Source organism: Bradyrhizobium sp. JR3.5 (genome assembly GCF_054057015.1).
In genome coordinates, this window is sequence record NZ_JBSRYV010000002.1 from 328,725 (window position 1) to 353,048 (window position 24,324).

Sequence of the window (24,324 nt, forward strand, 5' to 3'; positions counted from 1 at the left end):
CAATGGCCAGCCGCAACATCAGCGTCAGCGAGACCAGCCGGCCGAAACTGCCGCGCCATACCAGGCTGAAATTCGACGAGACGCGGCAGGTCTGGGTGATCCTGGCGCCGGAGCGCGTGCTGGCGCCCGATGAAATCGCGGTCGAGGTGCTGCAGCTCTGCGACGGCGTCCGCAGTGTCGCCCAGATGGTGGACCAGCTCGCCGAAAAATACGCCGCCCCGCGCGAGGCGATCGCGACCGACGTGATCGCGATGTTGCAGGATCTGGCCGACAAGGGCTTTCTCACCGAAGCGCGCGAGAGCACGGCATGACTGACACGCTCGCCGGTAACAAGACAACGACAGCAGGCCCAACCGACGGACTCGCGGTGCTCGAGCAAACGCGCTCGGCAGCCGAAACCTACGGCATCCCGCTCGCGGTGCTGCTCGAGATCACCCACCGCTGCCCGCTGCAATGTCCGTATTGCTCGAATCCGGTCGAGCTCGACCGCGGCTCGACCGAGCTCACGTCAGAGGAATGGAAGAAGGTGCTGGGCGAGCTCGCCGAGCTCGGCGTGCTGCAAGTTCATTTCTCCGGCGGCGAGCCGACCGCGCGCAAGGATATCGTGGAGCTGGTACGACACGCGACCGATGTCGGGCTCTATTCCAACCTGATCACCTCGGCGGTGCTGCTGACCAGGGACAAGCTGTCGGCGCTGGCCGATGCCGGCCTCAGCCATGTCCAGATCAGCTTCCAGGGCAATGAACCCGTCGTCGCAGACCGGGTCGCCGGCCTGAAGGGACGCGCACAAGAAGAAGCTCGAAGTCGCGAAATGGACGCGCGAGCTTGACATGCCGCTCACGGTAAATGCCGTGATGCACCGGCAGAACCTGCACCAGCTGTCCGACATCATCCAGATGGCGGTCGATCTCGACGCCGACCGGCTCGAAGTCGCCAACGTGCAGTATTACGGCTGGGCGCTGAAGAACCGCGCCGCACTGATGCCGACGATCGAGCAGATCGAGGAAACCAGCCGCATCGTCGAGGAAGCCCAAGTACGCCTGAAGGGTACGCTCGCGATCGACTACGTGGTGCCGGATTACTATGCGCTGCGGCCGAAGAAATGCATGGGCGGCTGGGGCCGCCAGTTCTTCAACATCTCGCCGGCCGGCAAGGTGCTGCCGTGCCACGCCGCCGAAAGCATCACCGGGCTCGAATTCGAATCGGTGCGCTCGAACCATTCGATCGCCTGGATCTGGCAGAACTCGGAGGCCTTCAACCGCTATCGCGGCACCGGCTGGATGCCGGAGCCGTGCAAGAGCTGCGAGTTCCGCGAGGTCGACTACGGCGGCTGCCGCTGCCAGGCCTTTGCGCTGACCGGCGATGCCGGCAACACCGACCCGGCCTGCGCGCTGTCGCCGCGGCATGAGGAGATCTTCAAGCAGGCCGAGCAGGAATCCGCCGGCACGCAGAACCGCTTCCTCTACCGCAACTTCGCCGGCGGCACGCTGGAGACGGACGAACCCCAGGAAAAACCGCATGGCGCCTGACGCCGATGCCGGCAAGGCCGCAAGGCGCGCCGATCCCTTCGCTCCGCTGACATCGGAATGGCTCGATGTCGGCGACGGCCACGACCTGCATGTCGAGAGCGTCGGGTGCGAGGGCGGCATCCCCGCGGTCTATCTGCATGGCGGCCCGGGCAGCGGCTGCCAGCCCGATCATCGACGGCTGTTCGATCCGGAGCGCTTTCACGCCGTGCTGTTCGACCAGCGCGGTTGCGGCCGCAGCCGGCCGAAGGGCAGCCGCGACAACAACACCACGCAGCATTTGATCGCCGACATGGAGAAGATCCGCGAACGCTTCGGCTTCGCGCGCTGGATGGTGGTCGGCGGCTCCTGGGGCGCGACGCTGGCGCTGGCCTATGCGCAAGCTCATCCCGAGCGGGTCAGCGGGCTGGTGCTGCGCGCGACGTTTCTCGGCACCCGTGAAGAGCTGGAAGACGTTTTCCTGCGCGCCCTGCCGCGCTTCTACCCCGGCCTCTCCGAGGACTTCCTCAACTTCCTGCCCGAGCACGAGCGTGCGGCGCCGCTTGCGGCCTATTACCGCCGCATCCTCGATCCTGAGATCGCCGTGCATGCGCCGGCCGCGCGCGCTTGGCACGACACCGAACGCACGCTGTCGGAGCACACGCCGAAGCAGACGCGGCTCGACCTGACAAAGACAGCAGGCGCCCTGCCCTCGACGCCGTTCATGGAGGCGCACTACTTCGCCAACAACTGCTTCATGCGGCCGAACCAGCTGATGGACGAGGCCGGCAAGCTCGCCGGCATTCCCGGCATCCTGGTGCAGGGCCGCTACGATCTGCTGTGCCCACCCGCGACATCGCACGCACTCGCCGCGCGCTGGCCGGGCAGCGAGGTCCGCATCATCGATGGCGCCGGCCACATCCTCTACGACCCCGGCATCCGCAACGCCGTGATGAAGGCGATCGCGGATCTGGCGGCAAGACAATGACTGGGCGCGTACACATAAATTGGAGCGCCCGCTCGGCGGTGCGAAAGTAACGCTGCGTCACATCGCGAGCGGCTTTTCATCAACGCGGCGGCAGGGAAGCCCTGATCCGCTCCGAGAAATCGGGCGCGCCGTCGGCTGCCTGTGCGGCTGGATTGATCAGGGAGCGTTGCCGCAATTCATCGAACGGCATGTCCGTGTTGATCCGGCCCGAATGATACAGGTAGCTGTCGATCAGGCCGTTGAGCAGATGACGGATGTCGAACCTCCCCTTGCGTCCCGCGGCATTGGCGTAGCGTACGATGTTGATCGTGCAGCTGTTGGTCAACAGATGATAGAATTCGGGGTGATCGGCGAGCTGGTTGATGCGCTCCAGATAAACCAGCAACAGGCGGCGTGCGTCGTCGGCGGACGAATTGAGGCGATAAAGATAGGTCGGCTCGCTGCGATGGTTGGTCCGCACGCCAACGAGGTCGCGCTCGGTGCCCACTACGTAAATCAACTCGAACTGCTTGAACATCGATGCGATGGGAGCAAAACCTTCGCCGATCTCAGGGCGCGTCTCGATCGAGATGGTCAGCGGCGGCACATTGTCGAACATGAAGCTCAGAAACGTGTGCCCAACTGGCCCTTCCATGAAATAGGAAACGTAGAAATCGATGGCTTTTAGGTGCGACAGCCGCACCTCGCGCTCTTCGTAGCGCACTGTGAAATCGTTGCGCGAACGATAGTCGAAATCGCGCACGCCGGTGAACCGCACGCGGTCGCCGTCGATGAACGCCCGCGGCATCACGGCCACTTCCGGGCGCCAATTGCGATCATGTGACGGGGGAATGGCGATCCACCATCCGACGACGCCGAAAAACAGTACGGCCGCCACTGCGGACATGCTGCGCCGCCGCGACAGCAACAGCGCCCATACCGCAAATAGCGCGAAAGCCGCCGCCAGCACTAGGCGTGCCCAGGCCCACGGCAGGTTGGAATAATAGATAGCCAGCGTGGCCCATGTGACAGACAAGGCCTTCACCACAAAGCCGACGATCGCAATCAGCCGGTCGGCGATTCGAGTCAGAAATCCGACAGGTGCACTCATTGGCGTCCTGGCGTCGGAGCGCGTACGTCGCAGCGGACGGCGCGAGCGTACACGCATTGAACTTCACTTGTTAGACCCGCTCTGGTAGCATTCATGCCTGCGCGACGGTCCACAAATGGCGGCCGTCGAGATGCGATACTGTCACACGCGGCGCTCACGGCATTCTGCTGGATTCCATCCGCGAGGTATCTGCGATGGCTGCCTTATCCCTGCGAGCCTTTCGTGCCACCTTCCCGCTTCTAGCCCTCACTCTGGCGCCCGTGGTCTGCGCCCAGGGCACTCCGCCGGCGCCCATCAGCACGACGTTGTTCGAGAATGTGCGCATATTCGACGGCAAGGGCAGCTCGCTCTCGGCGCCGTCACATGTGCTTGTAAAAGGCAACATCATCGAGCGAATCTCGGCGACGCCGATCACCGCCGAACCTGGTAGCACCGTGATTGCCGGCAACGGGCGGACCCTGATGCCCGGCCTGATCGACAATCATTGGCATGCGATGCTGATCCGGACCAATCCCGTTCAGGCGATGGGCGACGTCGGGTTCAACAACATCGCCGCCGGCGTCGAGGCGACCGACACATTGATGCGGGGCTTCACGACGATCCGCGACCTCGGCGGCCCGACCTTCGGCCTGAAGGACGCCATCGACCAGGGATTGATCGCCGGACCGCGCATCTATCCCTCGGGCGCGATGATCACCGTGACCAGCGGACACGGCGATTTCCGCCAGTTATCCGATTTGCCGCGGACGATCGGCGGCATGCTGACGCGCATGGAACAGGTCGGAGGCAGCATGGTCGCCGACAGTCCAGACGAAGTCCGCGTGCGCGTCCGCGAGCAACTCATGCAGGGCGCTTCCCAGATCAAGCTAACGGCCGGCGGCGGCGTCTCCTCGCCCTTCAGTCCGATCGACGTGTCGACCTTCACGGAGACGGAGCTGCACGCCGCGGTCGAGGCGGCCGAGAACTGGGGGACTTACGTCGCGGTGCATGCATTCACCCCCGCGGCGATCCAACGGTCGATCGCAGCCGGGGTGAAATGCATCGAGCACGGCTTCTTGATGGACGAGGCGACTGCGAAACTGATTGCGGACAAGGGCGTTTGGCTCAGCACGCAGCCGCTCCCCGAAGAAATGCGGACCGGCCTGGCGATGGGATCGGTGCAGCGGGCAAAGGCCGATGAAGTCTGGCCCGGCATTACCAGGACCTATCAACTGGCAAAGAAGTATAAGATCAAGACGGCATGGGGCACCGACGTTCTGTTCTCCGGGGCATTGGCCAAGCGGCAGGGCGCGATCCTCGCTTCACTCACCCGCTGGTACACGCCTGACGAAGCGCTGGTCATGGCGACGTCGACCAACGCCGAATTGCTGGCTTTGTCCGGCAAACGCAATCCGTATCCCGGCAAGCTCGGGGTCGTCGAGCAGGGCGCGCTGGCCGATCTCCTGTTGGTCGACGGCAATCCGCTCGAAAATATCGATTTGGTCGCCGACCCCGCCAAGAACTTCAAGGTCATCATGAAGGACGGCAAAGTCTACAAGAACGAGAGTTGAAGCGGTGGCCACCACTAAGCCGTTCGACGGTCATGTAGCCGCCGATGCACGATTTCTGAATAATATAAAATTGTCGTTGATTTGCCCGACTCGTCAAGTTGCCGCGTCGAACCCCGGCAACCGACGGCACCTTTGCATGGGGTTGTTTTCGATATTTTGGCAGTGCCCCTTCAAACCAGGTTCAGATCCTTCGGCTTGATGCCGGTGAAGATGCGCTCGAGGCTTGCCTGCTGCAGGCCGTAGACGTGCTGGATCAGGCCGGCGAAGAACGCCTTGTAGTCGGTCAGCACAGGATAATCGCGGTTCTGGAACAGCGTCGCCTGGGCGACCTGGACCTGCTCGCCGGCCATGCGTCCGCCGTTGATGCCGCCGCCCATCACCCAGTAGACGCTGCCATGGCCATGATCGGTGCCGCGGTCGCCGTTCTCACGGAAGGTGCGGCCGAATTCGGAGATTACGACCACGACGGTGTCGCGCCACATCGCGGGGCCGATCTCTTCCGAGAAGCCGGCGAGGCCCCTGCCCAGTTCGCCGAGACGGTCGGCGAGATAGCCGGTCGCCGCGCCCTGGTTGACGTGGGTGTCCCAGCCGCCGACGTCGACGAAGCCGAGGTTGAACTGCTCGCGCATCAGCCGGCCGATCCGCCGCGCCGACAGCTCGAAGCCACGCGGCGACACGGCGCCGCGGTTGGCCGCCATCATCTCCTCGGAGACCGATTTGTAGACGTCGTCGCGGACCCGAAAGCCTTCCGACACCGAATTGGCGAGGTCGCCCCTCGCGTACATCTCCCTGATCAGCCGCGCCTGGCGATCGTCGACACCGGGTTTGCTGACGCTGGCGATGCCGATGTTCGGGATCTGGTTCTGGCCGCGGAAGATCAGCGGCAGCTGGTCGGTGAAGGAGATCGGCTTCACCCGCGTCAGCTCGGTCGCCAGCCGGCTCATGAAGCCGGAGCGGTAGTCGCGGCTGCCGCCGACCGCCTGCCCGAGCTCGATCGTGTCCTGGGTCTCGAAATGGCTGCGCGAGAGATCATCGCTGGTGCCGGCAAACGGAACGAAGGCGATCTCCCGCTTGGCCCACAGCGGATAGATCGAATCGCGCAAGCTTGGATGCAGCCCCCATCCGGCGTCGAGCGCCAGCGCCGCATTCGGGTTGCCGGCGTCGGGCCGCGCGACCGCAAGCGTCGGGCGCGAGGCGTAGTAGAATTCGCTGCCGACGGGCACGACGACATTGGCGGCGTCGTAGGCGCCGCGCAGGAACACCACGAGCAGCCGCGCGTCGGTCGCGGGCGCGGCCCAGACCCGGCCGGCAAGGGTGAGCGAAGCGGAAGCGGCGAAGGCCTTGATCAGTTCGCGGCGGTTCATTGGCGAACCTCCATTTCAATGCATGAACTCGGGTGACGACAGAAACAGCGTGTTCCAGTCCTGCGGCGAGACGGCCTGGTCGAGCGCGGCGAGCGTGGTCGGACTCAGCGTCTGCCTGATGTTGCTGAAGTAGAGCCCGTTCATCACCAGCGGAAACGCTGGCTGGTCGACCGCGTTGGGCTCGTTCGGCTTGAACAGCCCGGCCGATCCCGAGCCGATCGCGCGCGCGATCTCGAAACGCAGCATCATCTGCCCGGGACCGTTCCATGCCGCCGACAGCATCGAATAGCCATCGGGCGTCTCGTGATTGAACAGGCCCTCGGACAGGCGATTGAGCCAGCCCTGGATCGGCAGCGTGTTGAGGACGACCTTGCTATCGTAGGCGAGCCGCACCGACGACATCACGTAGAGCATCGGGTCCTTGAACTTGGCGCCGCCCTTCAGGCTCGCCGCGAATTCCGGTGCATGAACCAGCGTCGACATCACGGCCGCGATATCGCCGTCGGTCTTCTGGAAGGTCTGCGCCATCTGCTGCACCAGCGCGGGCGGCGGATTGTCCGACACGAAATAGGTCGCAAGCTGCTTTGCGATGTGCGTGGCGGTCGCGGGATGACGGCAGAGGATATCGAGGGCCTCGTCGACCTCGGCGAGACCGCGGCCCTTGATCTGATGGCCGAGGAAGGTCTTGTCGCCGAAATCGTGGCGCGCCGGATTGAACTCGAACGCGCCCTCGCGGACCAGCTGGGATTGCAGCTCCGGCTTCAGCTTCGGATCATCCGACTTGAAGTCGATGCCGACGCCGGTGAGGATCCGCGCCAGCGCCTCGACGTCGGCCTGGGTGTAGCCGGAGCCGACGCCCATGGTGTGCAGCTCCATGATCTCGCGGGCGTAGTTCTCGTTGAGGTGGCCGGCCGCGTTGTCGGCATTGTCGAGGTAACGCAGCATCACGGGATGATGCAGCGTGGCCGAGAGCAGGTTGCGGAATTTGCCGAGCGCGTTGGCGCGGATCGCGCGGTCCTCGTAGTCGCCGACCAGCACGCGGATGTTGGCCTTGTACTGGTGGACATTGAAGTGGTTGAACCAGAACCAGGTCAGGCGTTCGCGCAATTGATCCGGCGCGTAGAGCGAGTGCAGGATGGTGCGGGCCGCGGCCTGCCTGGCGCGGTCGTTCATGGCCTGCTGATAGACCTGTTGCGCCGCCTTGCGCTGCTCCGGATCGGCGACCTGGTTGGCGGATTTGCCCTGCTGATCGAACGAGGCCGCAATGTCGAACGGGAAGCGATGCACATCCGGCATCGCCTCGATCTGCTTCTGGACGGCGCCTGGGAGTGCGGTGTTGGCCGGATGCAGCTGCTCCTGCAGCCAGCGTTCGGTGCCGATCTCGCGCAGATGCGCCGCGCTCGAGGCGCTGACGCCCCAGGTCAGGCGGTCGAGCAGCGCGATGTCCTGCGCTGCGAGTTCGGCCGCCCGCGCCGGCTGGTGGAACGCCACCAGCCCCGCGATCGTACCGATCATCAGTTTCGCGGCTGTCCGCGCGCCGAGTGTGGCCGTGATGCTCATGAAGGCTGACCTGCCCGGCTCATGGTGTCATGCCCTCAGTGTTTGCATTTGCCGGGAGGGCATGCCGGCGCGGCGCGGGGTGCTGCTGCGGGCCTTGGCGGCGGCGCCGGCCGCGGCGGCGGCGCTGCGCGTTGCGCCTGCACAGCCGGCCGTGGTGGCGGCGGCGCGGCACGCGGAGCCGGTGCCGGATGCGGCGCAATGGCTGCGGCGCGGGGCGGCGGGGGGAGCCGCGCGGGGCGGAGCTGCGACCCGCGCCGGCGCAGGCCGGGAGACCGGTGCCGGCGACACCGCGGCATGTGCCGGTGCCGAACGCGCCGCCGGCGTCTGCCGTACTGGCGGCGTGCGGCTCGCCGGCGACGGCGCCGTTGCGGGCTTCACGTTCGCGGTCGGTGCGGTCGCGGTGAGCGGCTGCTGCCTCCCGGGCTTGCCGGCGGTCGCGGGCGAGGCCGGCGCATTGGTCACGGGGTTGCCTGGTGTCACCGCGTTCGGCTTTGCCCCGGGCTGCGCGGCGCCAGGTTGCACGGCGCCCGGCTGCACAGTGCCCGGCTGCACGGCACCATGCTGCTGCGTCGGGTTGGCCGGCGCGGTCGCCGACTGCGGCAGCGGCGGTCCATTCTTGGCGCCCGGCAAAGTGTGCGCACCCGGCGCACCCATCGCGTTCGGTGCGGCGGCTGCGTTCGGCGCAGCGCCGGGCGCGCCCATGGCCGCACCTTGCGCCGGGGTCACGCCTTGCGGACCGCCCGGCTGTGCCAGATTGGCGCGCTGCATCGCCGCGGCCGGCAGTTGCGGCGCCGCCGTGACCGGTGCGCCGCCCATCGCCGCCGTCACCCCGGCCGCGTGGAGCTGCGCCGGCGTCGGGTTGGGATTGTTGATCACCGTGTTGATCACTGTCGTGTTGTGGATGTTGTTGAACACGATGTTGTTCTGCGGCGGCACGACATAGGCCGGTGCGGCGACATAGGCCGGCATCGCCACGAAGAACGGCGTCGGCAGCACGAACAGTCCGATCGGCGGCGGCGGCGGCGGCAGCACGACGAAGTCGGGCGGCGGCGGCGGCAGGAAGAACACCGGCGGCGGCGGGGGCGGCGCGAAGTCGAATACCGGATCGCTGTAGTAGAGCACCGGGCGGTCGACATAGACGACCTCGTCGGGCGGCGGCGGCGGCACGTCGTAGTCGAGCGCCGTGAACTGCGGCGGCGGCTCCAGTGCGGCCGACAGATAGGCGAGCCGGCGCCGGGCGTCGTATGCATGCGGGCCGCGCGGATAACGCCGCAGATACGACCAATACGCATCGGGCGTGTCGGCGTTGTAGGTGCGCCGCCAGGTGATGGCCTCGCGCCGCGCCGCCACGATCGCGCGCACGCGCCTGGCGAGCGGATCGGTCGGATAGGCCTGCAGATAATCCTCGTAGCCTTGCAGCGTGTCGCGCTCCAGCGCGGCGGCATAGGCGTCGTGCGCCGGGAAGTCGCGGATCGGCTTGGTGCGCAGTCCGGCATCGACCTGCTGCGGCGGCGCGTCCGGCTTGCGCTCGAAGAACATGAAGGGCGCGTCGACCTTCTGGGCATTCCACGGGATCTCGGCGCCCTTGGTCATCTCGTTGACGCGCAGGCGAACGCGGTCGAACACCTCGGGCAAGGTCAGGCCGCCGGCGCGAATCATTTCCGCCAGCGCTTGCGCGTAGGGCCCGTAAGGCGGCGCCCCGTCAGGGGCGACGGTGCCGGGCGCCGAATTGAAGGCGATCAAGAGCTTCGGATCGGGGTCGACCAGCGCAAGGCCGCCGGCCAGCGGCTGGCCGTCCTTGGCGAAGGGATTGCTGCGCGCCGCATCGAGCACGATGACGCCCGCCTTGATCGGCAATGCCGACAGCTGATGGCTGTAGTCGGAGAGGCGGATCGCCTCGACCGGCACGTCGGTGTCGCGGGCGATCTTGGCGTCGACCGGCACGAAGTAGTTCTCTCCGGTGAGCTGCACGCCGTAGCCGGCGAGATAGACGAAGGCCACGGCATTAGGCCCCGCGTCCTGTACCTTCTGGATGAAATCGCGGAACGATTTGCGCAGCGTCTCGCTATCGAGATCGCGCGCTCCGACTACGTCGAAGCCGGCGGCCTGCAATGTCTGCGCGATCAGGCCGGCATCGTTTGCGGCAGTCTGCAACGCGCCGGCCTGATAGGCGCCGTTGCCGACCACGAGCGCGAGGCGCTTTTCCTGATCCTGCGCATGGACGGGAAGCGACGAGAGCGACACCAGACCGACGATCAATGCCCACAGAATGCGCGTCATAGTGGTCGTCCCTTTTCTTCTCGAGAGTTGGCGTTACGGATGGAAAGGCTACTTCCGTGAATGCGCGCTGAACAGGATTGCGGCAATTGTGGCAATCCTTGGTCTGCACGGTCGCGGGCACCCCGGAATCGGCTTCCCGGGCGCGCGCTATCAGGCGATATTGCGCAGATAAAACAGGCAAAAAAGGAGCACTCGATGCCAATCGCCGGACAAGGCATGCTGCTGACCTCGATGGATATCGACAGCTTACACGAAGCTGAATTCAACCGCTGGTACGATCGCGAGCATCTCGAAGAACGGGTCGCGATCGACGGATTCCTGGAGGCCCGCCGCTACGTCGCCCATGACGGCAGGCCGAAATATCTCAGCCTCTACTCGACCGCGACCTTCGAGGTGCTCGAGAGCCCCGCCTACCGCAAGGCGCTCGCCAACCAGACCGACTGGTCGAAGGCCAACATCGCGCGCTTCCGGAACATGATCCGCGGGGTCGCGCGCATCACGGTCAGCCACGGCGTCGGCCGAGGCGCAGCCCTCGGCATCATCCGCCTGCGCCCGCCGGCCGAGGGGGCGGACAGACTCCGCGCTGCATTGCGGGAGCAACTCGATCCGGCCGCGCGCGACGGCATCATCTCGATGCACCTGCTGGAGAACGACCCTGACCTGTCGAAACCGCTGACGCCGGACGCCGGGAAAGCCGATCCCGGTGCCGGCGACTGGTTCGTGCTGATCGACGCCACAGATGTCGGCGCGGTCCCCGCAGCCGCAGCAGGCATCACCGGCAATGCTGCCTTGAAGCCGCTGGTGGTCACCAGCGGCGTCTACCGGCTGTTGTGGGATGTCGCGAAGAGCGATCTTCCGCGCAACTGAAGCGTGGTCCGGAAAAGTGCGAAGCGGTTTTGCCCCGCGACCAACGCGCAGCGCTTGCGCGGAGATCATGCTCGAACAAGCGTGGTATCGCGATGCAGATCATGCTGCACCGCCACATAACGCAAACGAGATTAACGCTGGACGCGCATCAGCCGCGCGAAAGCTGATGATCGGACAATTTAGCCTTTGCCTTCTCCGGAACGGCTCTAATAAGATAAGCCTATGATCCAATTCAAAAACCAGAACAACGTCGTGTGAGCGTTCGTCGTCAACGATAAGGCCGCGCGGCAGGCATTTTTCGCGCGGGTCAAAGGTAGGAATGAAACCGACTGATATCTCGGCGCCGGATTACTTTCATAAAGTAGTCGATTGCCAATGGGCTTGCCCCGCGCACACCCCCGTTCCCGAGTACATCCGGTTGATTGCTGAGGGGCGTTACAGCGACGCCTACATGATCAATTGGAAGTCCAACGTGTTCCCCGGGATTCTCGGGCGCACCTGTGACCGTCCCTGCGAGCCGGCGTGCCGCCGCGGGCGGGTCGAGGACACTCCAGTCGCGATCTGCCGCCTGAAGCGCGTCGCCGCCGACTTCAAGGACGACATCAAGCACCGGCTGCCGAAGCCGGAGCCGAAGAACGGCAAGCGCATCGCGCTGGTCGGCGGCGGCCCCGCCTCGCTGACCGTGGCGCGCGATCTCGTCCCGCTCGGCTATCACTGCACCGTGTTCGACGGCGATCCCAAGGCCGGCGGCATGATGCGCAGCCAGATTCCAAAATTCCGCCTGCCCGACAACGTGATCGACGAGGAGACGGACTACGTCCTCAACCTCGGCGTCGAGTTCAAGGGCGGCCAGCGCGTCGACAGCCTGAAGCAGCTGCTCTCCGAGAATTACGACGCGATCTTTGTCGGCTCTGGTGCGCCGCGCGGCCGCGAGCTCGACATTCCCGGCCGCAAGGAGGCCGCCGCCAACATCCATATCGGCATCGAGTGGCTGGCCAACGTGTCGTTCGGCCACGTCGAAAAGATCGGCCGCCGCGTCATCGTGCTCGGCGGCGGCAACACCGCGATGGATTGCTGCCGCACCGCGCGCCGCCTCGGCGGCGAGAGCGTCAAGGTGATCGTCCGCTCCGGCTTCGAGGAAATGAAGGCCTCGCCGTGGGAGAAGGAGGACGCGCTTCACGAGGACATTCCGATCCTCAACTACATGGTGCCGGTGGCGTTCAAGCATGTGGCCGGCAAGCTGATTGGCGTCACCTTCCAGAAGGTGAAGGCGGAATACGACGACAAGGGCCGGCGCAATCTGGTGCCCTCGGGCGAGCCGGACGAGACCGTGTCCTGCGACGATGTGCTCGTTGCGGTCGGCCAGGAGAATGCGTTCCCCTGGATCGAAGCCGATTGCGGCATCGAATTCGACAAGTGGCACATGCCGAAGGTCGATCCCAAGACGTTCGTCTCGACCAATCCGAAGGTGTTCTTCGGCGGCGATGCGGCGTTCGGGCCGAAGAACATCATCTGGGCGGTGGCGCACGGCCATGACGCCGCGCTGTCCATCCACCGAATGCTGTCCGGCGAGGACATCAACGAGCGCCCGCTACCCGAGGTGCAGATCTCCTCACAGAAGATGGGCATCCACGAGTGGAGCTACGACAACGACATCTCCGCCGACAAGCGCTTCAAGGTGCCGCATCGCGACAAGGTGATCGCGCTGAAGGACATCCGCGCCGAAGTCGAGCTCGGCTACGACCTCAAGCTCGCGCTCGGCGAAGCGCAGCGCTGCCTGAATTGCGACGTGCAGACGGTGTTCTCCGCGCCGCTCTGCATCGAATGCGACGCCTGCGTCGACATCTGTCCGATGGACTGCATCACCTTCACCGAGAACGGTGAAGAGGATGACGTACGGCAGCGCCTGAAAGCCCCCTCGCCGCATCACGACCAGGCGCTCTACGTCTCCGGCGACCTGAAGACCGGCCGCGTCATGGTGAAAGACGAAGACGTCTGCCTGCATTGCGGGCTGTGTGCCGAGCGCTGCCCGACCGGCGCTTGGGACATGCAGAAGTACCTCATCGATATGGTTCAAGCGGGATCAACATGTCAGTCCAAAGCCCGATCAGCAGCGTAAACGACTTCGTCGTCCGCTTCGCAAACGTCAACGGTTCGGGCTCGGCTTCCGCCAACGAACTGTTCGCGCGCTCGATCCTGCGCCACGGCGTGCCGGTGTCGCCGCGCAACATCTTCCCCTCCAACATCCAGGGCCTGCCGACCTGGTATGAAGTGCGCGTCACCGAGGACGGCCATCTCGGCGCCCGCGGCGGCGTCGACATGATGGTGGCGATGAACCCGCAGACCTGGGACAAGGACGTCGCCTCGATCGAGCCCGGCGGCTATCTGTTCTACGATTCCACCAAGCCGATGCCGACGTCGAAATTCCGCGAGGACATCACGGTCATCGGCGTGCCGCTGACCGCGATCACCAATTCGACCTACACCGATCCGCGGCAGCGCCAGCTGTTCAAGAACATCATCTATCTCGGCGCGCTCTGCGCGCTGCTCGATCTCGACCCCAAGCTGGTCGAGCAGCTGATCGGCGAGCAGTACAAGGGCAAGGAGAAGCTGCTCTCCTCCAACGTTCATGCGCTGCACCTCGGCCGCGACTGGGCGCTGCAAAACCTGAAATGCCCGATCGGGCTCCGGGTGAAGAAGTCCGACAAGGTCGGCGACCGCATCTTCGTGGAAGGCAACAGCGCCGCCGCGCTCGGCGCCGTCTATGGCGGCGCCACCGTGTGCGCCTGGTATCCGATCACGCCGTCGTCGTCGGTGGCGGAAGCGTTCACCAGCCATTGCAACAAGTATCGTCACGATCCGGAGACCGGCAAGGCCAAATACGCCATCGTGCAGGGCGAGGACGAACTGGCCTCGATCGGTATCGTGATCGGCGCGTCCTGGAACGGGGCGCGGGCCTTCACCGCGACCTCGGGTCCGGGCATCTCGCTGATGACCGAGTTCATCGGCCTGTCCTATTTCGCCGAGATCCCGGCCGTGATCATGAACATCCAGCGCGCCGGCCCCTCGACCGGCATGCCGACCCGCACCCAGCAATGCGACGTGATCGCCTGCGCCTATGCCTCGCACGGCGACACCAAGCATGTGCTGCTGTTCCCGGAAGATCCAGCGGAGGCGTTCGAATTCGCCGCCGCCGCCTTCGATCTCGCCGAGCGGCTGCAGACCACGATCTTCCTGATGCTCGATCTCGACATCGGCATGAATCACCGGCTATGCCGCCCGCTGAAGTGGGACGACGCCAAGCAATACGACCGCGGCAAGGTGATGACGGCGGAGATGCTCGACGAAGGCCGCGACTTCGGCCGCTATCTCGACGTCGACGGCGACGGCATCCCGTATCGCACCTATCCCGGCACGCATCCGACCAAGGGCTCCTACTTCACCCGCGGCACCTCGCGCGACCGCTATGCGCGCTATTCCGAGGAAGGCGCTGTTTACGCCGACAACATGCAACGCCTGGTGCGCAAGTTCGAGACCGCGCAGGACATGGTGCCGCGGCCGCTGCAGGCCAACGCAGCGAAGCCGACCAAGTACGGCGTGCTCTATTTCGGCTCGACCTCGCCCGCGATGGACGAAGCGATCGGAATCCTGGAAGCGCGCGGCCATCAGCTCGACCGCATGCGCATCCGCGCCTTCCCGTTCCACTCCAGCGTCGCGAGCTTCATCGCCGATCACGACTTCGTCTACGTGGTCGAGCAGAACCGCGACGCGCAACTCCGTCAGCTGATCGTCAACGAAAACGGCATCGATCCCGTGCGACTGGTGCCGATCCTGCACTATGACGGCACGCCGATCACCGCGCGCTTCATCGCCAACGCGATCGGCGACCACCAGGATCATCTCAAGGTGACCCCTCTCCGCAAGGCCGTGACATGACCTACATTGCAAAGCCGAAGTTTCATCATCCCGGCCTGAAGAAGAACGAGCTGGGCTATACCCATCGCGACTACGAGGGGAAGATCTCGACCCTGTGCGCCGGCTGCGGCCACGATTCGATCACCGCCTCGATCATCGAAGCCTGCTACGAGCTCTCGATCGAGCCGCACCGGGTGGCGAAGATTTCCGGCATCGGCTGCTCGTCGAAGACACCGGACTATTTCCTCGGCAACTCGCACGGCTTCAACTCGGTGCACGGCCGCATGCCGTCGGTGCTGACCGGCGCCAATCTCGCCAACCGCGACCTGATCTATCTCGGCGTCTCCGGCGACGGCGATTCGGCCTCGATCGGCTTCGGCCAGTTCGCACATTCGATCCGGCGTGCAGTCAACATGACCTATATCGTCGAGAACAACGGCGTGTACGGCCTGACCAAGGGCCAGTTCTCCGCGACCGCCGACCGCGGCTCGAAGTCGAAGAAGGGCGTCACCAACACCGACAATGCGATCGACCTGGTCGCGATCGCGCTGCAGTTAGGGGCCACCTTCGTGGCGCGCAGCTTCTCCGGCGACAAGACCCAGCTGGTGCCGCTGATCGCGGCTGCGATCCGCCACAAGGGCGCGTCCTTCATCGACGTGATCAGCCCCTGCATCGCCTTCAACAACCACGCCGGCTCGACCAAGAGCTTCGACTATGTCCGTGAGCACAACGACGCGGTGAACCGTCTCGACGTGCTGGTCGGCCGCGATCCTATCAGCGTCGATTACGCGCCCGGCACCGTGCAGGTGGTCGAGCAGCATGACGGCTCGCGGCTCGCGCTGCGCAAGCTCGACGCCGACTACGATCCGCACGATCGGCTCGGAGCACAGACCTTCCTGCAGAAGCACGCGGCCAAGGGCCAGATCGTCACCGGGCTCCTTTACGTCGATCCGGATGCCGAGGACCTGCACACCCATCTCGACACCGTCGAGACGCCGCTCAACACGCTGGACGAACAGGCGCTCTGCCCCGGCTCGGCCGTGTTGGACAAGATCAACGCCAGCCTGCGCTGAGCACTCATTCTCGCCGACACAGTGGCGTGAAGGACGTGCAACAAACTCGGTGTCGTCCCTGCCTCGTGCGCAATTGCGCACGGGAGCAGGGATGACAGCGGAGTGGGTGACGGCTACTTGTCGCTCAAGACCTCGCCGAACAGCGCCCAGGACTTGCCGTCGAACCGCGCCATCTGGATCTGGCGGATCGGCGTCACATTGTCGGGCTCGGTCTGCACCTTGATGCCCGGCAGCAGCATCGGCAGTTCGAGCGCCTTCAGATTGGTCGCCTGCTTGATGATGTTGTCACGGCCGTAATCGCCGTTGCAGTTCTTCAGCACCGCCGTCATGACCTGTGCGACGGTGTAGCCCTGCACGTTGAAGAGGTCGCCCGGACTCGCGTTCGGCTGATACTTCTTCATCCAGGCCGAGAACTCCTGCTGCGCCGGATCGTCGGCCCAGCGCGAATCGGTCGGGTCCTTCAGATAGAGCCCGGTCACGACGCCGATGACGTTCTCGAGCCCGGCCGGCTCGAGCACTGCGGAGACCGAGTTGGAGACGGTCGGCAGAATGGTGAGCGGCTTCCAGCCCATGCTCGCCGCCTTGCGCAGCGCTTGCGCCGCGAATTTCGGCGTCGCTTCGGCGAAGAACACGTCGGCGCCGGACTCGCGCATCGTCACCATCTGGGAATCGATGGTCGGGTCGGTCGTGAGGTAGGTGGTCTCCGCAACGATCTGGCCGACATGCTCGCCGAGCCCGTCCTTGAAGCCCCTGAGATAGTCCTTGCCTGCGTCTTCGTTCGGCGTGATGACGGCGATCTTCGCGTCCGGCTTGGTCTTCAGAATATACTTCGCATAGAGCCGGCCTTCGAGCTCGTAGGTCGGATTGAAACCGACCGTCCACGGGAACTGCTTCGGATCGTTCCAGCGTGTCGCGCCTGAGGACACGAACAGCTGAGGCACGTGCTTGATGTTCAGATATTTCTGCACCGAGATGTTGGGCGCAGTGCCGACCGCGCTGAAGATCGCGAGCACCTCGTCCTGCTCGACCAGCTTGCGGGTCTGCTCGACGGTCTTCGACGGCGAATAGGCGTCGTCGAGACTCTCGAAATCGATCTTGCGACCGCCGATGCCGCCCTGATCGTTGAGCATCTGGAAATACGCGGCTTCGGCGCGCGCGATCGTGCCGTAGGCGGACGCCGGGCCGCTATAGGGTGCGGTGTTTCCTATTCTGATCGCGGAATCGGCTGCAACGGACGGCGAGATCGACGAGGCTGTGAGCGCGGTGAAGGCGAGAAAGGCCGCCAGGCGGGAGCGAGTTGACAAGAGCGTATCCTTTTCTTGGTTTTCTTGACGCGGCGCACATTATCAATCGCGCCCGCGCAGGCAATCGCCAAGAAGACTTCAATGAGATTTCCGCATGCCGGCAGTCACGTTCACGCGCGGAACATGACGCGCTTTCAATATCGGAATGTTGCCGGGATGTTCATGATGCGAGCCTTCGATAGACACGAAGGTTCGCCAAGCAAGACTCGCGTTCCGCGCGGCGGTCACCGCGCGCTGATCGCTGCGTGAGCGTACTGCTCAGGCAGCGACCGCAGCCGCGCGCGGGCTGACGACGTATTCCTTCAGCACCTTGTCGGTGCCGTCGAGTTCGGTGAGTGCCACGTCGTAGGTCCACAGATCGGCGAGATGCTGCAGCACGCGCCGCGTGTCGGTCTCGTTGAGTTGCGCGCCCTTCACGGTGGTGTGACGCAGCATCAGCCGGCGATCGCCGTCGAGATCGACATCCACGACCTCGATATTGGCGTCGACGAAGCCGACATCGTATTGCCGCGCCAGCTCACGGCGCACCCGCCGGTAGCCGCGCTCGTCATGGATCGCATCGACCTTGATACCCTGGCTTTCGGCGGGGTCGTCGTGCAGATGGAACATGCGGAAGCGCCGGATCAGCGCCGGGCTGAGGAACTGGTTGATGAAGCTCTCGTCGCGGTAATTGCTCCAGATCTCGCGCAGCACGCCCTCGACGTCGCCCTTGCCGGCGATGTCGGGGAACCAGGCGCGGTCCTCGTCCTCCGGACTCTTCACGATCCGCTCGATGTCCTGCATCATGGCAAAGCCGAGCGCGTATGGATTGAAGCCGGAATAGCGGCGATCGTCGAACTCGGGCTGAAACACCACATTGGTGTGCGACTGCAGGAATTCGAGGAAATTGCCATCGGTGATCCGGCCCTGCTGATGCAGCCGGTTCATGATGCGGTAATGGACGTAGGTCGCGGTACCCTCGTTCATCACCTTGGTCTGGCCCTGCGGGTAGAAGTACTGCGCGATGTGACGCACGATGCGAATGAGCTCGCGCTGCCAGCCTTGCAGGCGCGGCGCGGTCTTCTCGAGGAAGTAGAGGATGTTCTCCTGGGGCAGGCCGAGCAGCGCGCGGCGGCGCTCGGCAGTGAGCGCGGCCTTGCTCTTGGCCTTGGTGTTCGGCACCGTCCGCCACAGATCGTTGAAAACGCTCTCCTCGTGCTGCCGGCGCTCGCCGGCGCGCTTCTCCTCGGCACGCAAGTCGAGCGTCTTCTTTCCGGGATAGCGGTCGACGCCGTGCGACATCAGCGCATGCGCGGCATCGAGCGTCCGCTCCACCGTCTCGCGGCCGTGGCGATCCTCGCAGGCCGCGATGTAACCCTTGGCGAATTCGAGATAATCGAGGATGCCGTCGGCATCGGTCCACTGCTTGAACAGATAGTTGTTCTTGAAGAAGTGATTGTGCCCGAACGCCGCGTGCGCGATCACCAGCGTCTGCATCGTCGCCGTGTTCTCCTCCATCAGATAGGAGATGCACGGCGAGGAGTTGATCACGATCTCATAGGCCAGACCCATCAGGCCCTTGCGATAGGACGCCTCCTGGAAGGCGAACTGCTTGCCGAACGACCAGTGCTTGTAGAACAGCGGCATGCCGACCGACGAATAGGCGTCCAGCATCTGCTCGGCGGTAATCACCTCGATCTGGTTGGGATAGACGTCGAGCCCGAGCTCCTTGCGCGCGACCTCCTCGCATGCGTCGTGAATCCGCTGCAGCGTCTGGAAATCCCAGTCGGCGCCCTCGAACAGCCCGTTCGCCGGAAGACCCCATCAAACTATACCCTTTCCTGGCTGGTGCGGCGCTTGAACAGGTCCTGGAACACCGGGAAGATCTCGCCCCGCTCGCTCACCTTGCGCATCGACAACGGCGCGCCGTCGTTGCGCAGACGCTCATAGAGCGTCCAGAGCGAGGAGTCCGGCATGTCGAAGGTGTAGTTGGCGGCCTCGCCGACCTCGAGATAGGCGAAGAACTGGCAGACCGGCAGGATCTTGTCGGTCAACAGATGCCCGGTCACCGCGCTGTCGGAAGTCATGTTGTCGCCGTCCGAGGCCTGCGCGGCGTAGATGTTCCAGTCGGCGGGACGGAAGCGGGTGCGGACGATGTCGTTCATCGCAACCAGCGCGCTCGACACCAGCGTGCCGCCGGACGCCGGTCCATGGAAGAACGTATCCTCGTCCACCTCCTCGGCGCGGTCGGTGTGCCGGATGAACACGATCTCGACATGCTTGTAGCGCCGCTTCAGGAAGACGTAGAGCAGCATGTAGAACCGCTTTGCCAGATCCTTCATGTGCTCGGACATCGAGCCCGAGACGTCCATCAGGCAGAACATCACGGCCTGCGCCACCGGCTTCGGCACCGTCTCGAAGCGGCGGTAGCGGATGTCGATCGGATCGATGAAGGGGATCCGCTTGGCCTTGGCCTTCAGCGCTTCGAGCAGCGTGAGCAGTTCGCGGCGGCGCGTCTCGTCTTCGCACGCCGCGAGCTCCGCCTCGAGCGCCTCGATCTCGTCCTTGCGCGGCCGGCGCAGCGCCACGCGACGCGCCAGTGCCCGGCCCACCGTGCGGCTGATCGAGATGTTGGCGGGCGAGCCCGAGGTCGCATAACCGGCGCGCTGGATGCCCTCGCTCTCGGTTTGCGCGAGCTTGCGCTTGGCAAGATCAGGCAGTTCGAGGTCGTCGAGGAAGAGGTCGACGAACTCCTCGCGGCTCAGCACGAAGCGGAAGGCGTCCTCGCTGTCGCCCTCGCCCGCCGCCGGAGCCCTTGGCGCCGCTCTGGTTCGGACGCTGCAGCCAGTCGCCCTCGACGAATTTCTTGTTGCCCGGCAGCACCATGTCACGCGTGCCGCCCTCGCGCCGGAACCGCGGCTCATCCATGCCGTCCAGCGGGATGGTCACCTCGCCACCCTCCAGGACATCCTTGATGTCCCGGTCCTGCGACGACTTCTTGACGGCCCCCTGCACCAGCGCCTTGGCGCGCCGCAGGAAGCGCTGACGATTCTCCAGGCTCTTGCTACCCGGATTCAGCCGCCGATCGACGATATGCATGACCACGTTGCATCTGCCTCACGCCGGATGCGATCATGACAGTCGCATCGCATTCTTATTGGACGGGACGGAACGAGACGGAAAGCCGCTGCCGGCTTTCCGGATCGTGCACTAGCCGGCCTGCTTCACTCGCATGTACCACTCGACGAGCCGGCGGACCTGGCGCTCGGTATAGCCGCGCTCCACCATCCGCTCGACGAATTCGCCATGCTTCTTCTCGGTCTCGCCGTCCTTCTTGGAGCCGAACGAGATGACCGGAAGCAGATCCTCGACCTGGGAGAATATCCGTTTCTCGATCACGTCGCGAACCTTTTCGTAGGAGGTCCAGCTCGGATTCTTGCCGCCATTGTGCGCCCGCGAACGCAGCGAGAACTTGACGACCTCGTTGCGGAAGTCCTTCGGGTTGGCGATGCCGGCCGGCTTCTCGATCTTGGTCAGCTCCTGGTTCAAGAGCTCGCGGTTCATCAGCTGGCCGGTGTCCGGATCCTTGAAGTCCTGGTCCTCGATCCAGGCATCGGCGTAGTCGACATAGCGGTCGAACAGGTTCTGGCCGTAGTCAGCGTAGGATTCCAGATAGGCCTTCTGGATCTCGTTGCCGATGAACTCGGCATAGCGCGGCGCGAGGTCGGCCTTGATGAATTCGAGATAGCGCTTCTCGACCTCGTCAGGCAGCTGCTCGCGCCGGATCGCCATCTCCAGCACATACATCAGATGCACCGCGTCGGCGCCGACCTCGGTGGTGTCGTGATTGAAGGTCGAGGCCAGCACCTTGAAGGCAAAGCGGGTGGAGACGCCGTCCATGCCCTCGTCGACGCCGGCCGCGTCCTTGTATTCCTGCACGCTGCGCGCCTTCGGATCGGATTCCTTCAGGCTCTCGCCGTCATAGACCCGCATCTTGCCGAACAGCGTCGAGTTCTCGTGCTTGCGCAGCCGCGACATCACCGAGAAGCGGGCCAAGGTTTCCAGCGTGGCCGGCGCGCACGGCGCGGCGGCAAGCTCGGAGGTCTGGATCAGCTTCTCGTAGATCTTCTGCTCCTCGGTGACCCGCAGGCAGTACGGGACCTTGATGACGCAGATGCGGTCGATGAAGGCCTCGTTGTTCTTGTTGGTCTTGAAGCTCTGCCACTCGGCTTCGTTCGAGTGCGCGAGGATGATGCCGGTGAACGGGATCGCACCGATGTTCTCGGTGCCGATGTAGTTGCCCTCCTGCGTCGCGGTCAGCAGCGGGTGCAGCATCTTGATCGGCGCCTTGAACATCTCGACGAACTCGAGCACGCCCTGGTTGGCGCGGTTGAGGCCGCCGGAATAGCTGTAGGCGTCGGGGTCGTTCTGGGCGTAGGTCTCGAGCTTGCGGATGTCGACCTTGCCGACCAGCGAGGAGATGTCCTGGTTGTTCTCGTCACCGGGCTCGGTCTTGGCGACCGCGATCTGGCGCAGCCGGGAGGGCTGGATGCGCGCGACGCGGAATTGCGAGATGTCGCCGCCGAAGGCCTCGAGCCGCTTGTAGGCCCAGGGCGACATCAGCCCGCTCAGCCGGCGGCGCGGGATGCCGTACTTCTCCTCGATCATCGGCCCGAGCTGCTCGGGGTCGAACAGCCCGAGCGGGCTCTCGAACACCGGCGACAGCTCGTCACCCGCCTTCAGCACGTAGATCGGATGAATCTCCATCAGCGCCTTGATGCGCTCGGCGAGCGACGACTTGCCGCCGCCGACCGGTCCGAGCAAATAGAGGATCTGCTTGCGCTCTTCGAGGCCCTGTGCGGCGTGGCGGAAGAAGCCGACCAGGCGCTCGATCGTGTCCTCCATGCCGAAGAAGCCGGCGAAGGCCGGATACGACCTGATCGTACGGTTCAAAAAGATACGGCCAAGGCGTGGGTCCTTGGCCGTGTCGATCATCTGGGGCTCACCGATCGCCGCTAATAACCGCTCGGCCGCATTGGCGTATCGCATCGGATCACTTCGACACGACTCCAAATACTCGGCCATCGACATGTCGGTCTGGCTTCGCGCTTCAAACGACCTTGCGAAGGCGTTGAACAAAGAATCGTTGTACATGATCCCTCTCTCCACGATATGTATCGCCGCACGACTGACACGAGTCGCAACCAGAGCGTCCTAGGATCGAATCAGCGTCGGCACGCTGGGTCCATTGGACACTCGACCGACTCATTTCGGCAATGCACGGCGCGTGCAGCCTCTGCCTTATCAACAGGCAGGAAGCTTAATGGTTCATCAATATCCCCCGTTGGTAGCCTGATTTTAACGGTTGTAGCCCCTCAGCCACATCCGTGGTTTACCGGGGCCCAGGCTTCCGAGGCGGACATCCGAGCGGGGCAACCTCCCCGTCCGGCGATGAACGTTGGGCTCCCTGAAAAGGTGTGGCTGTCCTGCCTTGGCGTCAAGATGTGCACGTCACAGACTCGCATGAACAAACTGTCAGACGAGGTTGAACGTGCCTCCTTGTCGCCGCGACTAAGGCAACGAGCCCGCGCAGTTCCACGCGGCACCATTGCCGCGCATTAAAGATGACACCTTGGAGGCGCGGGCTATTCCCGAGGCGGTCATGAAGCAGACGTTCCTTGTTGTCGCACTTGCCGCCGCAGCCTGCGCCGGCGCGGCGTTAACCGTCGAGGCGCAGGAAGGCGTCGACAAGGCCAAGGCGGCCGCCTTCGACAACAGGATGTTCGCAGGCCCGCCCGGCGCGAAAAGCCTATGCCTGCTTCGTGCGGCGATACGATGCAAATCATCTGGCGCAGCATCCGAAGCAGAAGGTCAGCGCGATGAAGCTGCTCGTCGCCGCCGAGGATGCGCCGGAGGACAAGACCACCAACTACTCGTTCCGGCTCGGCGTCGCCTACCGCCACCGCCCCGGCAATTTCGACTCCAGCGGCTACTGCAACCACGCGGTCGCGACCGAATCCGGACACGAGATGCGCTTCGAATGCAGCGTGGATTGTGAGGGCGGCGGTATCACTGTGGCGTTGTCGAAAGACGACAAATCCGCGATCGCGCGCCTTGGCCGCATCGTGGTGTGGAATCGCAACAAGCCCGACGACGATGCGGGCGAGGCGCTGCTCGCCGGCGCCGACGACAAGATCTTTCGCGTCGATCGCGACGACTTGAGCCAATGCGCCGAACTTGTGACCGACCGCAAGGAACTCGCTGCCCTCCGGCACAAGTGATAGGCTTTGCGCCGATCAACAATCATTGCGCGAGGGACGCCATGCATCGACGCAGCATCCTGTGGGGCGCCCTCTCGGCGATCGGCGCTGCCTTTACAGCGTCACGGGCGAACGCCGCTACTGAGACCCCACCACCGGGAAAGCTGAAGGTGGTCTATCACCTCGACGACCTCGGCAAGGTCAATTTCGTGATCGGCAACATCCAGAACCATCTCGACGGCGTCGGCGGCCCCGGCAATGTGACGATCGCGCTCGTGGTGCACGGCCAGGCGCTGAAGGCGTTTCATTCGGCGGCGGTCAATCCCGGCCTGTCGAAGCAGGTCGGCCAGTTCACCAAGGATGGCATCGAGCTCGCCGCCTGCGGCAACACCATGAAATCGCAGAACATCACCCTCGCCGACCTGCTCCCGGGCTTCGTCGCCGCCGAACGCGGCGGCGTGGTCCGCCTCGCCGAGCTGCAATCCCAAGGCTACCTCTACCTGCGGCCCTGACGCGCAGCCGCGCGCCCGCAACGCGTCATAAAAATGTGCCGAGATCAGGGTCTGCTCGCACCGGCGTCCGAGGGGAT

15 protein-coding genes and 3 pseudogenes are annotated in these 24,324 nt (G+C 64.5%); 10 read left to right on the plus strand and 8 right to left on the minus strand.

All coding sequences use genetic code 11. The features are described 5' to 3' along the window. Window positions 1–2: 2 nt before the first annotated feature. The 3 genes and pseudogenes from pqqD to pip all read left to right on the plus strand — a co-directional run bounded on the left by pqqD (window position 3) and on the right by pip (window position 2,493). Window positions 3–311, plus strand: coding sequence for a pyrroloquinoline quinone biosynthesis peptide chaperone PqqD (pqqD, locus tag ACVWW1_RS18195; protein WP_173638120.1), 309 nt, complete (start codon window positions 3–5; stop codon window positions 309–311). Then, window positions 308–1,529 (plus strand): annotated as a pseudogene (gene pqqE / locus ACVWW1_RS18200) (pyrroloquinoline quinone biosynthesis protein PqqE). Before pqqD ends, pqqE begins: the two are co-directional and overlap by 4 nt. Continuing rightward, on the plus strand, window positions 1,519–2,493 hold the full coding sequence (pip, locus tag ACVWW1_RS18205) for a prolyl aminopeptidase (RefSeq protein WP_456656917.1): 975 nt from the start codon (window positions 1,519–1,521) through the stop codon (window positions 2,491–2,493). Before pqqE ends, pip begins: the two are co-directional and overlap by 11 nt. Before the next feature lie 79 nt (window positions 2,494–2,572). Here the strand turns inward: pip and ACVWW1_RS18210 are convergent, their stop codons facing one another. Then, window positions 2,573–3,583 carry an Lnb N-terminal periplasmic domain-containing protein gene (locus ACVWW1_RS18210; protein WP_092116131.1) on the minus strand — a complete coding sequence of 337 codons (1,011 nt, stop codon included), beginning with the start codon at window positions 3,581–3,583 and terminating at the stop codon, window positions 2,573–2,575. 194 nt (window positions 3,584–3,777) lie between these two features. Here ACVWW1_RS18210 and ACVWW1_RS18215 point away from each other — a divergent pair, with 194 nt between their 5' ends. Further along, window positions 3,778–5,133 (plus strand): metal-dependent hydrolase family protein, encoded by a 1,356-nt coding sequence (locus ACVWW1_RS18215; protein ID WP_176529705.1) that lies wholly within the window; start codon window positions 3,778–3,780, stop codon window positions 5,131–5,133. 170 nt (window positions 5,134–5,303) lie between these two features. Here ACVWW1_RS18215 and ACVWW1_RS18220 read toward each other — a convergent pair whose 3' ends face one another. Genes ACVWW1_RS18220 through ACVWW1_RS18230 form a run of 3 tightly spaced genes read right to left on the minus strand, consistent with a single transcriptional unit; the run spans window position 5,304 to window position 10,337 of the window. Continuing rightward, complete coding sequence (locus tag ACVWW1_RS18220) at window positions 5,304–6,497, minus strand: DUF1501 domain-containing protein (protein ID WP_456656918.1); 1,194 nt, start codon at window positions 6,495–6,497, stop codon at window positions 5,304–5,306. Window positions 6,498–6,512: 15 nt separating this feature from the next. Then, window positions 6,513–8,057, minus strand: a complete 1,545-nt coding sequence (locus ACVWW1_RS18225; protein WP_456656919.1) for a DUF1800 domain-containing protein — start codon at window positions 8,055–8,057, stop codon at window positions 6,513–6,515. Window positions 8,058–8,084: 27 nt separating this feature from the next. After that, window positions 8,085–10,337 (minus strand): caspase family protein, encoded by a 2,253-nt coding sequence (locus ACVWW1_RS18230; protein ID WP_456656920.1) that lies wholly within the window; start codon window positions 10,335–10,337, stop codon window positions 8,085–8,087. Window positions 10,338–10,532: 195 nt separating this feature from the next. On the opposite strand from ACVWW1_RS18230, the gene ACVWW1_RS18235 reads away from it, so the two are divergent. From ACVWW1_RS18235 to ACVWW1_RS18250, 4 genes are all read left to right on the plus strand, one after another. Then, complete coding sequence (locus ACVWW1_RS18235) at window positions 10,533–11,204, plus strand: hypothetical protein (protein WP_456656921.1); 672 nt, start codon at window positions 10,533–10,535, stop codon at window positions 11,202–11,204. Between the two features lie 319 nt (window positions 11,205–11,523). Then, on the plus strand, window positions 11,524–13,323 hold the full coding sequence (locus ACVWW1_RS18240; protein WP_456656922.1) for an FAD-dependent oxidoreductase: 1,800 nt from the start codon (window positions 11,524–11,526) through the stop codon (window positions 13,321–13,323). Beyond that, entirely contained in the window at window positions 13,293–15,140 is a 1,848-nt protein-coding gene (locus ACVWW1_RS18245) for a 2-oxoacid:acceptor oxidoreductase subunit alpha (protein WP_456656923.1), read from the plus strand. Before ACVWW1_RS18240 ends, ACVWW1_RS18245 begins: the two co-directional genes overlap by 31 nt. Continuing rightward, entirely contained in the window at window positions 15,137–16,192 is a 1,056-nt protein-coding gene (locus ACVWW1_RS18250) for a 2-oxoacid:ferredoxin oxidoreductase subunit beta (protein WP_176529699.1), read from the plus strand. The genes ACVWW1_RS18245 and ACVWW1_RS18250 overlap by 4 nt, the downstream gene beginning before the upstream one ends. 113 nt (window positions 16,193–16,305) lie before the next feature. On the opposite strand, the gene ACVWW1_RS18255 is transcribed toward ACVWW1_RS18250, so the two are convergent. The 4 genes and pseudogenes from ACVWW1_RS18255 to ACVWW1_RS18270 all read right to left on the minus strand — a co-directional run bounded on the left by ACVWW1_RS18255 (window position 16,306) and on the right by ACVWW1_RS18270 (window position 22,629). Further along, window positions 16,306–17,496, minus strand: coding sequence for an ABC transporter substrate-binding protein (locus ACVWW1_RS18255; RefSeq protein WP_456656924.1), 1,191 nt, complete (start codon window positions 17,494–17,496; stop codon window positions 16,306–16,308). A gap of 258 nt (window positions 17,497–17,754) precedes the next feature. Then, a complete protein-coding gene (locus ACVWW1_RS18260; protein ID WP_456660605.1) occupies window positions 17,755–19,278 on the minus strand; it encodes a SpoVR family protein in 1,524 nt (507 codons plus the stop codon). Between the two features lie 26 nt (window positions 19,279–19,304). Continuing rightward, window positions 19,305–20,580: pseudogene (locus ACVWW1_RS18265) on the minus strand (YeaH/YhbH family protein). 105 nt (window positions 20,581–20,685) lie between these two features. Further along, the gene (locus ACVWW1_RS18270) at window positions 20,686–22,629 is read right to left on the minus strand and encodes a PrkA family serine protein kinase (RefSeq protein ID WP_173638133.1); all 1,944 of its coding nucleotides are present in this window, start codon (window positions 22,627–22,629) and stop codon (window positions 20,686–20,688) included. A gap of 508 nt (window positions 22,630–23,137) precedes the next feature. On the opposite strand from ACVWW1_RS18270, the pseudogene ACVWW1_RS18275 reads away from it, so the two are divergent. Beyond that, a pseudogene (locus ACVWW1_RS18275) lies at window positions 23,138–23,756 on the plus strand (hypothetical protein). Between the two features lie 41 nt (window positions 23,757–23,797). Next, the gene (locus ACVWW1_RS18280) at window positions 23,798–24,247 is read left to right on the plus strand and encodes a DsrE family protein (protein ID WP_456656925.1); all 450 of its coding nucleotides are present in this window, start codon (window positions 23,798–23,800) and stop codon (window positions 24,245–24,247) included. Window positions 24,248–24,324 lie beyond the last annotated feature (77 nt).

What these genes read in the sequence shown, in the direction of transcription:
- ACVWW1_RS18240 (WP_456656922.1), top strand. Translation starts at nt 11,524, where the DNA reads ATGAAACCGACTGATATCTCGGCGCCGGATTACTTTCATAAAGTAGTC.
- ACVWW1_RS18250 (WP_176529699.1), top strand. Translation starts at nt 15,137, where the DNA reads ATGACCTACATTGCAAAGCCGAAGTTTCATCATCCCGGCCTGAAGAAG.
- ACVWW1_RS18220 (WP_456656918.1), bottom strand. Translation starts at nt 6,497, where the DNA reads ATGAACCGCCGCGAACTGATCAAGGCCTTCGCCGCTTCCGCTTCGCTC.
- ACVWW1_RS18215 (WP_176529705.1), top strand. Translation starts at nt 3,778, where the DNA reads ATGGCTGCCTTATCCCTGCGAGCCTTTCGTGCCACCTTCCCGCTTCTA.
- ACVWW1_RS18210 (WP_092116131.1), bottom strand. Translation starts at nt 3,583, where the DNA reads ATGAGTGCACCTGTCGGATTTCTGACTCGAATCGCCGACCGGCTGATT.
- ACVWW1_RS18235 (WP_456656921.1), top strand. Translation starts at nt 10,533, where the DNA reads ATGCCAATCGCCGGACAAGGCATGCTGCTGACCTCGATGGATATCGAC.
- ACVWW1_RS18225 (WP_456656919.1), bottom strand. Translation starts at nt 8,057, where the DNA reads ATGAGCATCACGGCCACACTCGGCGCGCGGACAGCCGCGAAACTGATG.
- ACVWW1_RS18245 (WP_456656923.1), top strand. Translation starts at nt 13,293, where the DNA reads ATGTCAGTCCAAAGCCCGATCAGCAGCGTAAACGACTTCGTCGTCCGC.
- pqqD (WP_173638120.1), top strand. Translation starts at nt 3, where the DNA reads ATGGCCAGCCGCAACATCAGCGTCAGCGAGACCAGCCGGCCGAAACTG.
- ACVWW1_RS18230 (WP_456656920.1), bottom strand. Translation starts at nt 10,337, where the DNA reads ATGACGCGCATTCTGTGGGCATTGATCGTCGGTCTGGTGTCGCTCTCG.
- ACVWW1_RS18280 (WP_456656925.1), top strand. Translation starts at nt 23,798, where the DNA reads ATGCATCGACGCAGCATCCTGTGGGGCGCCCTCTCGGCGATCGGCGCT.
- ACVWW1_RS18270 (WP_173638133.1), bottom strand. Translation starts at nt 22,629, where the DNA reads ATGTACAACGATTCTTTGTTCAACGCCTTCGCAAGGTCGTTTGAAGCG.
- pip (WP_456656917.1), top strand. Translation starts at nt 1,519, where the DNA reads ATGGCGCCTGACGCCGATGCCGGCAAGGCCGCAAGGCGCGCCGATCCC.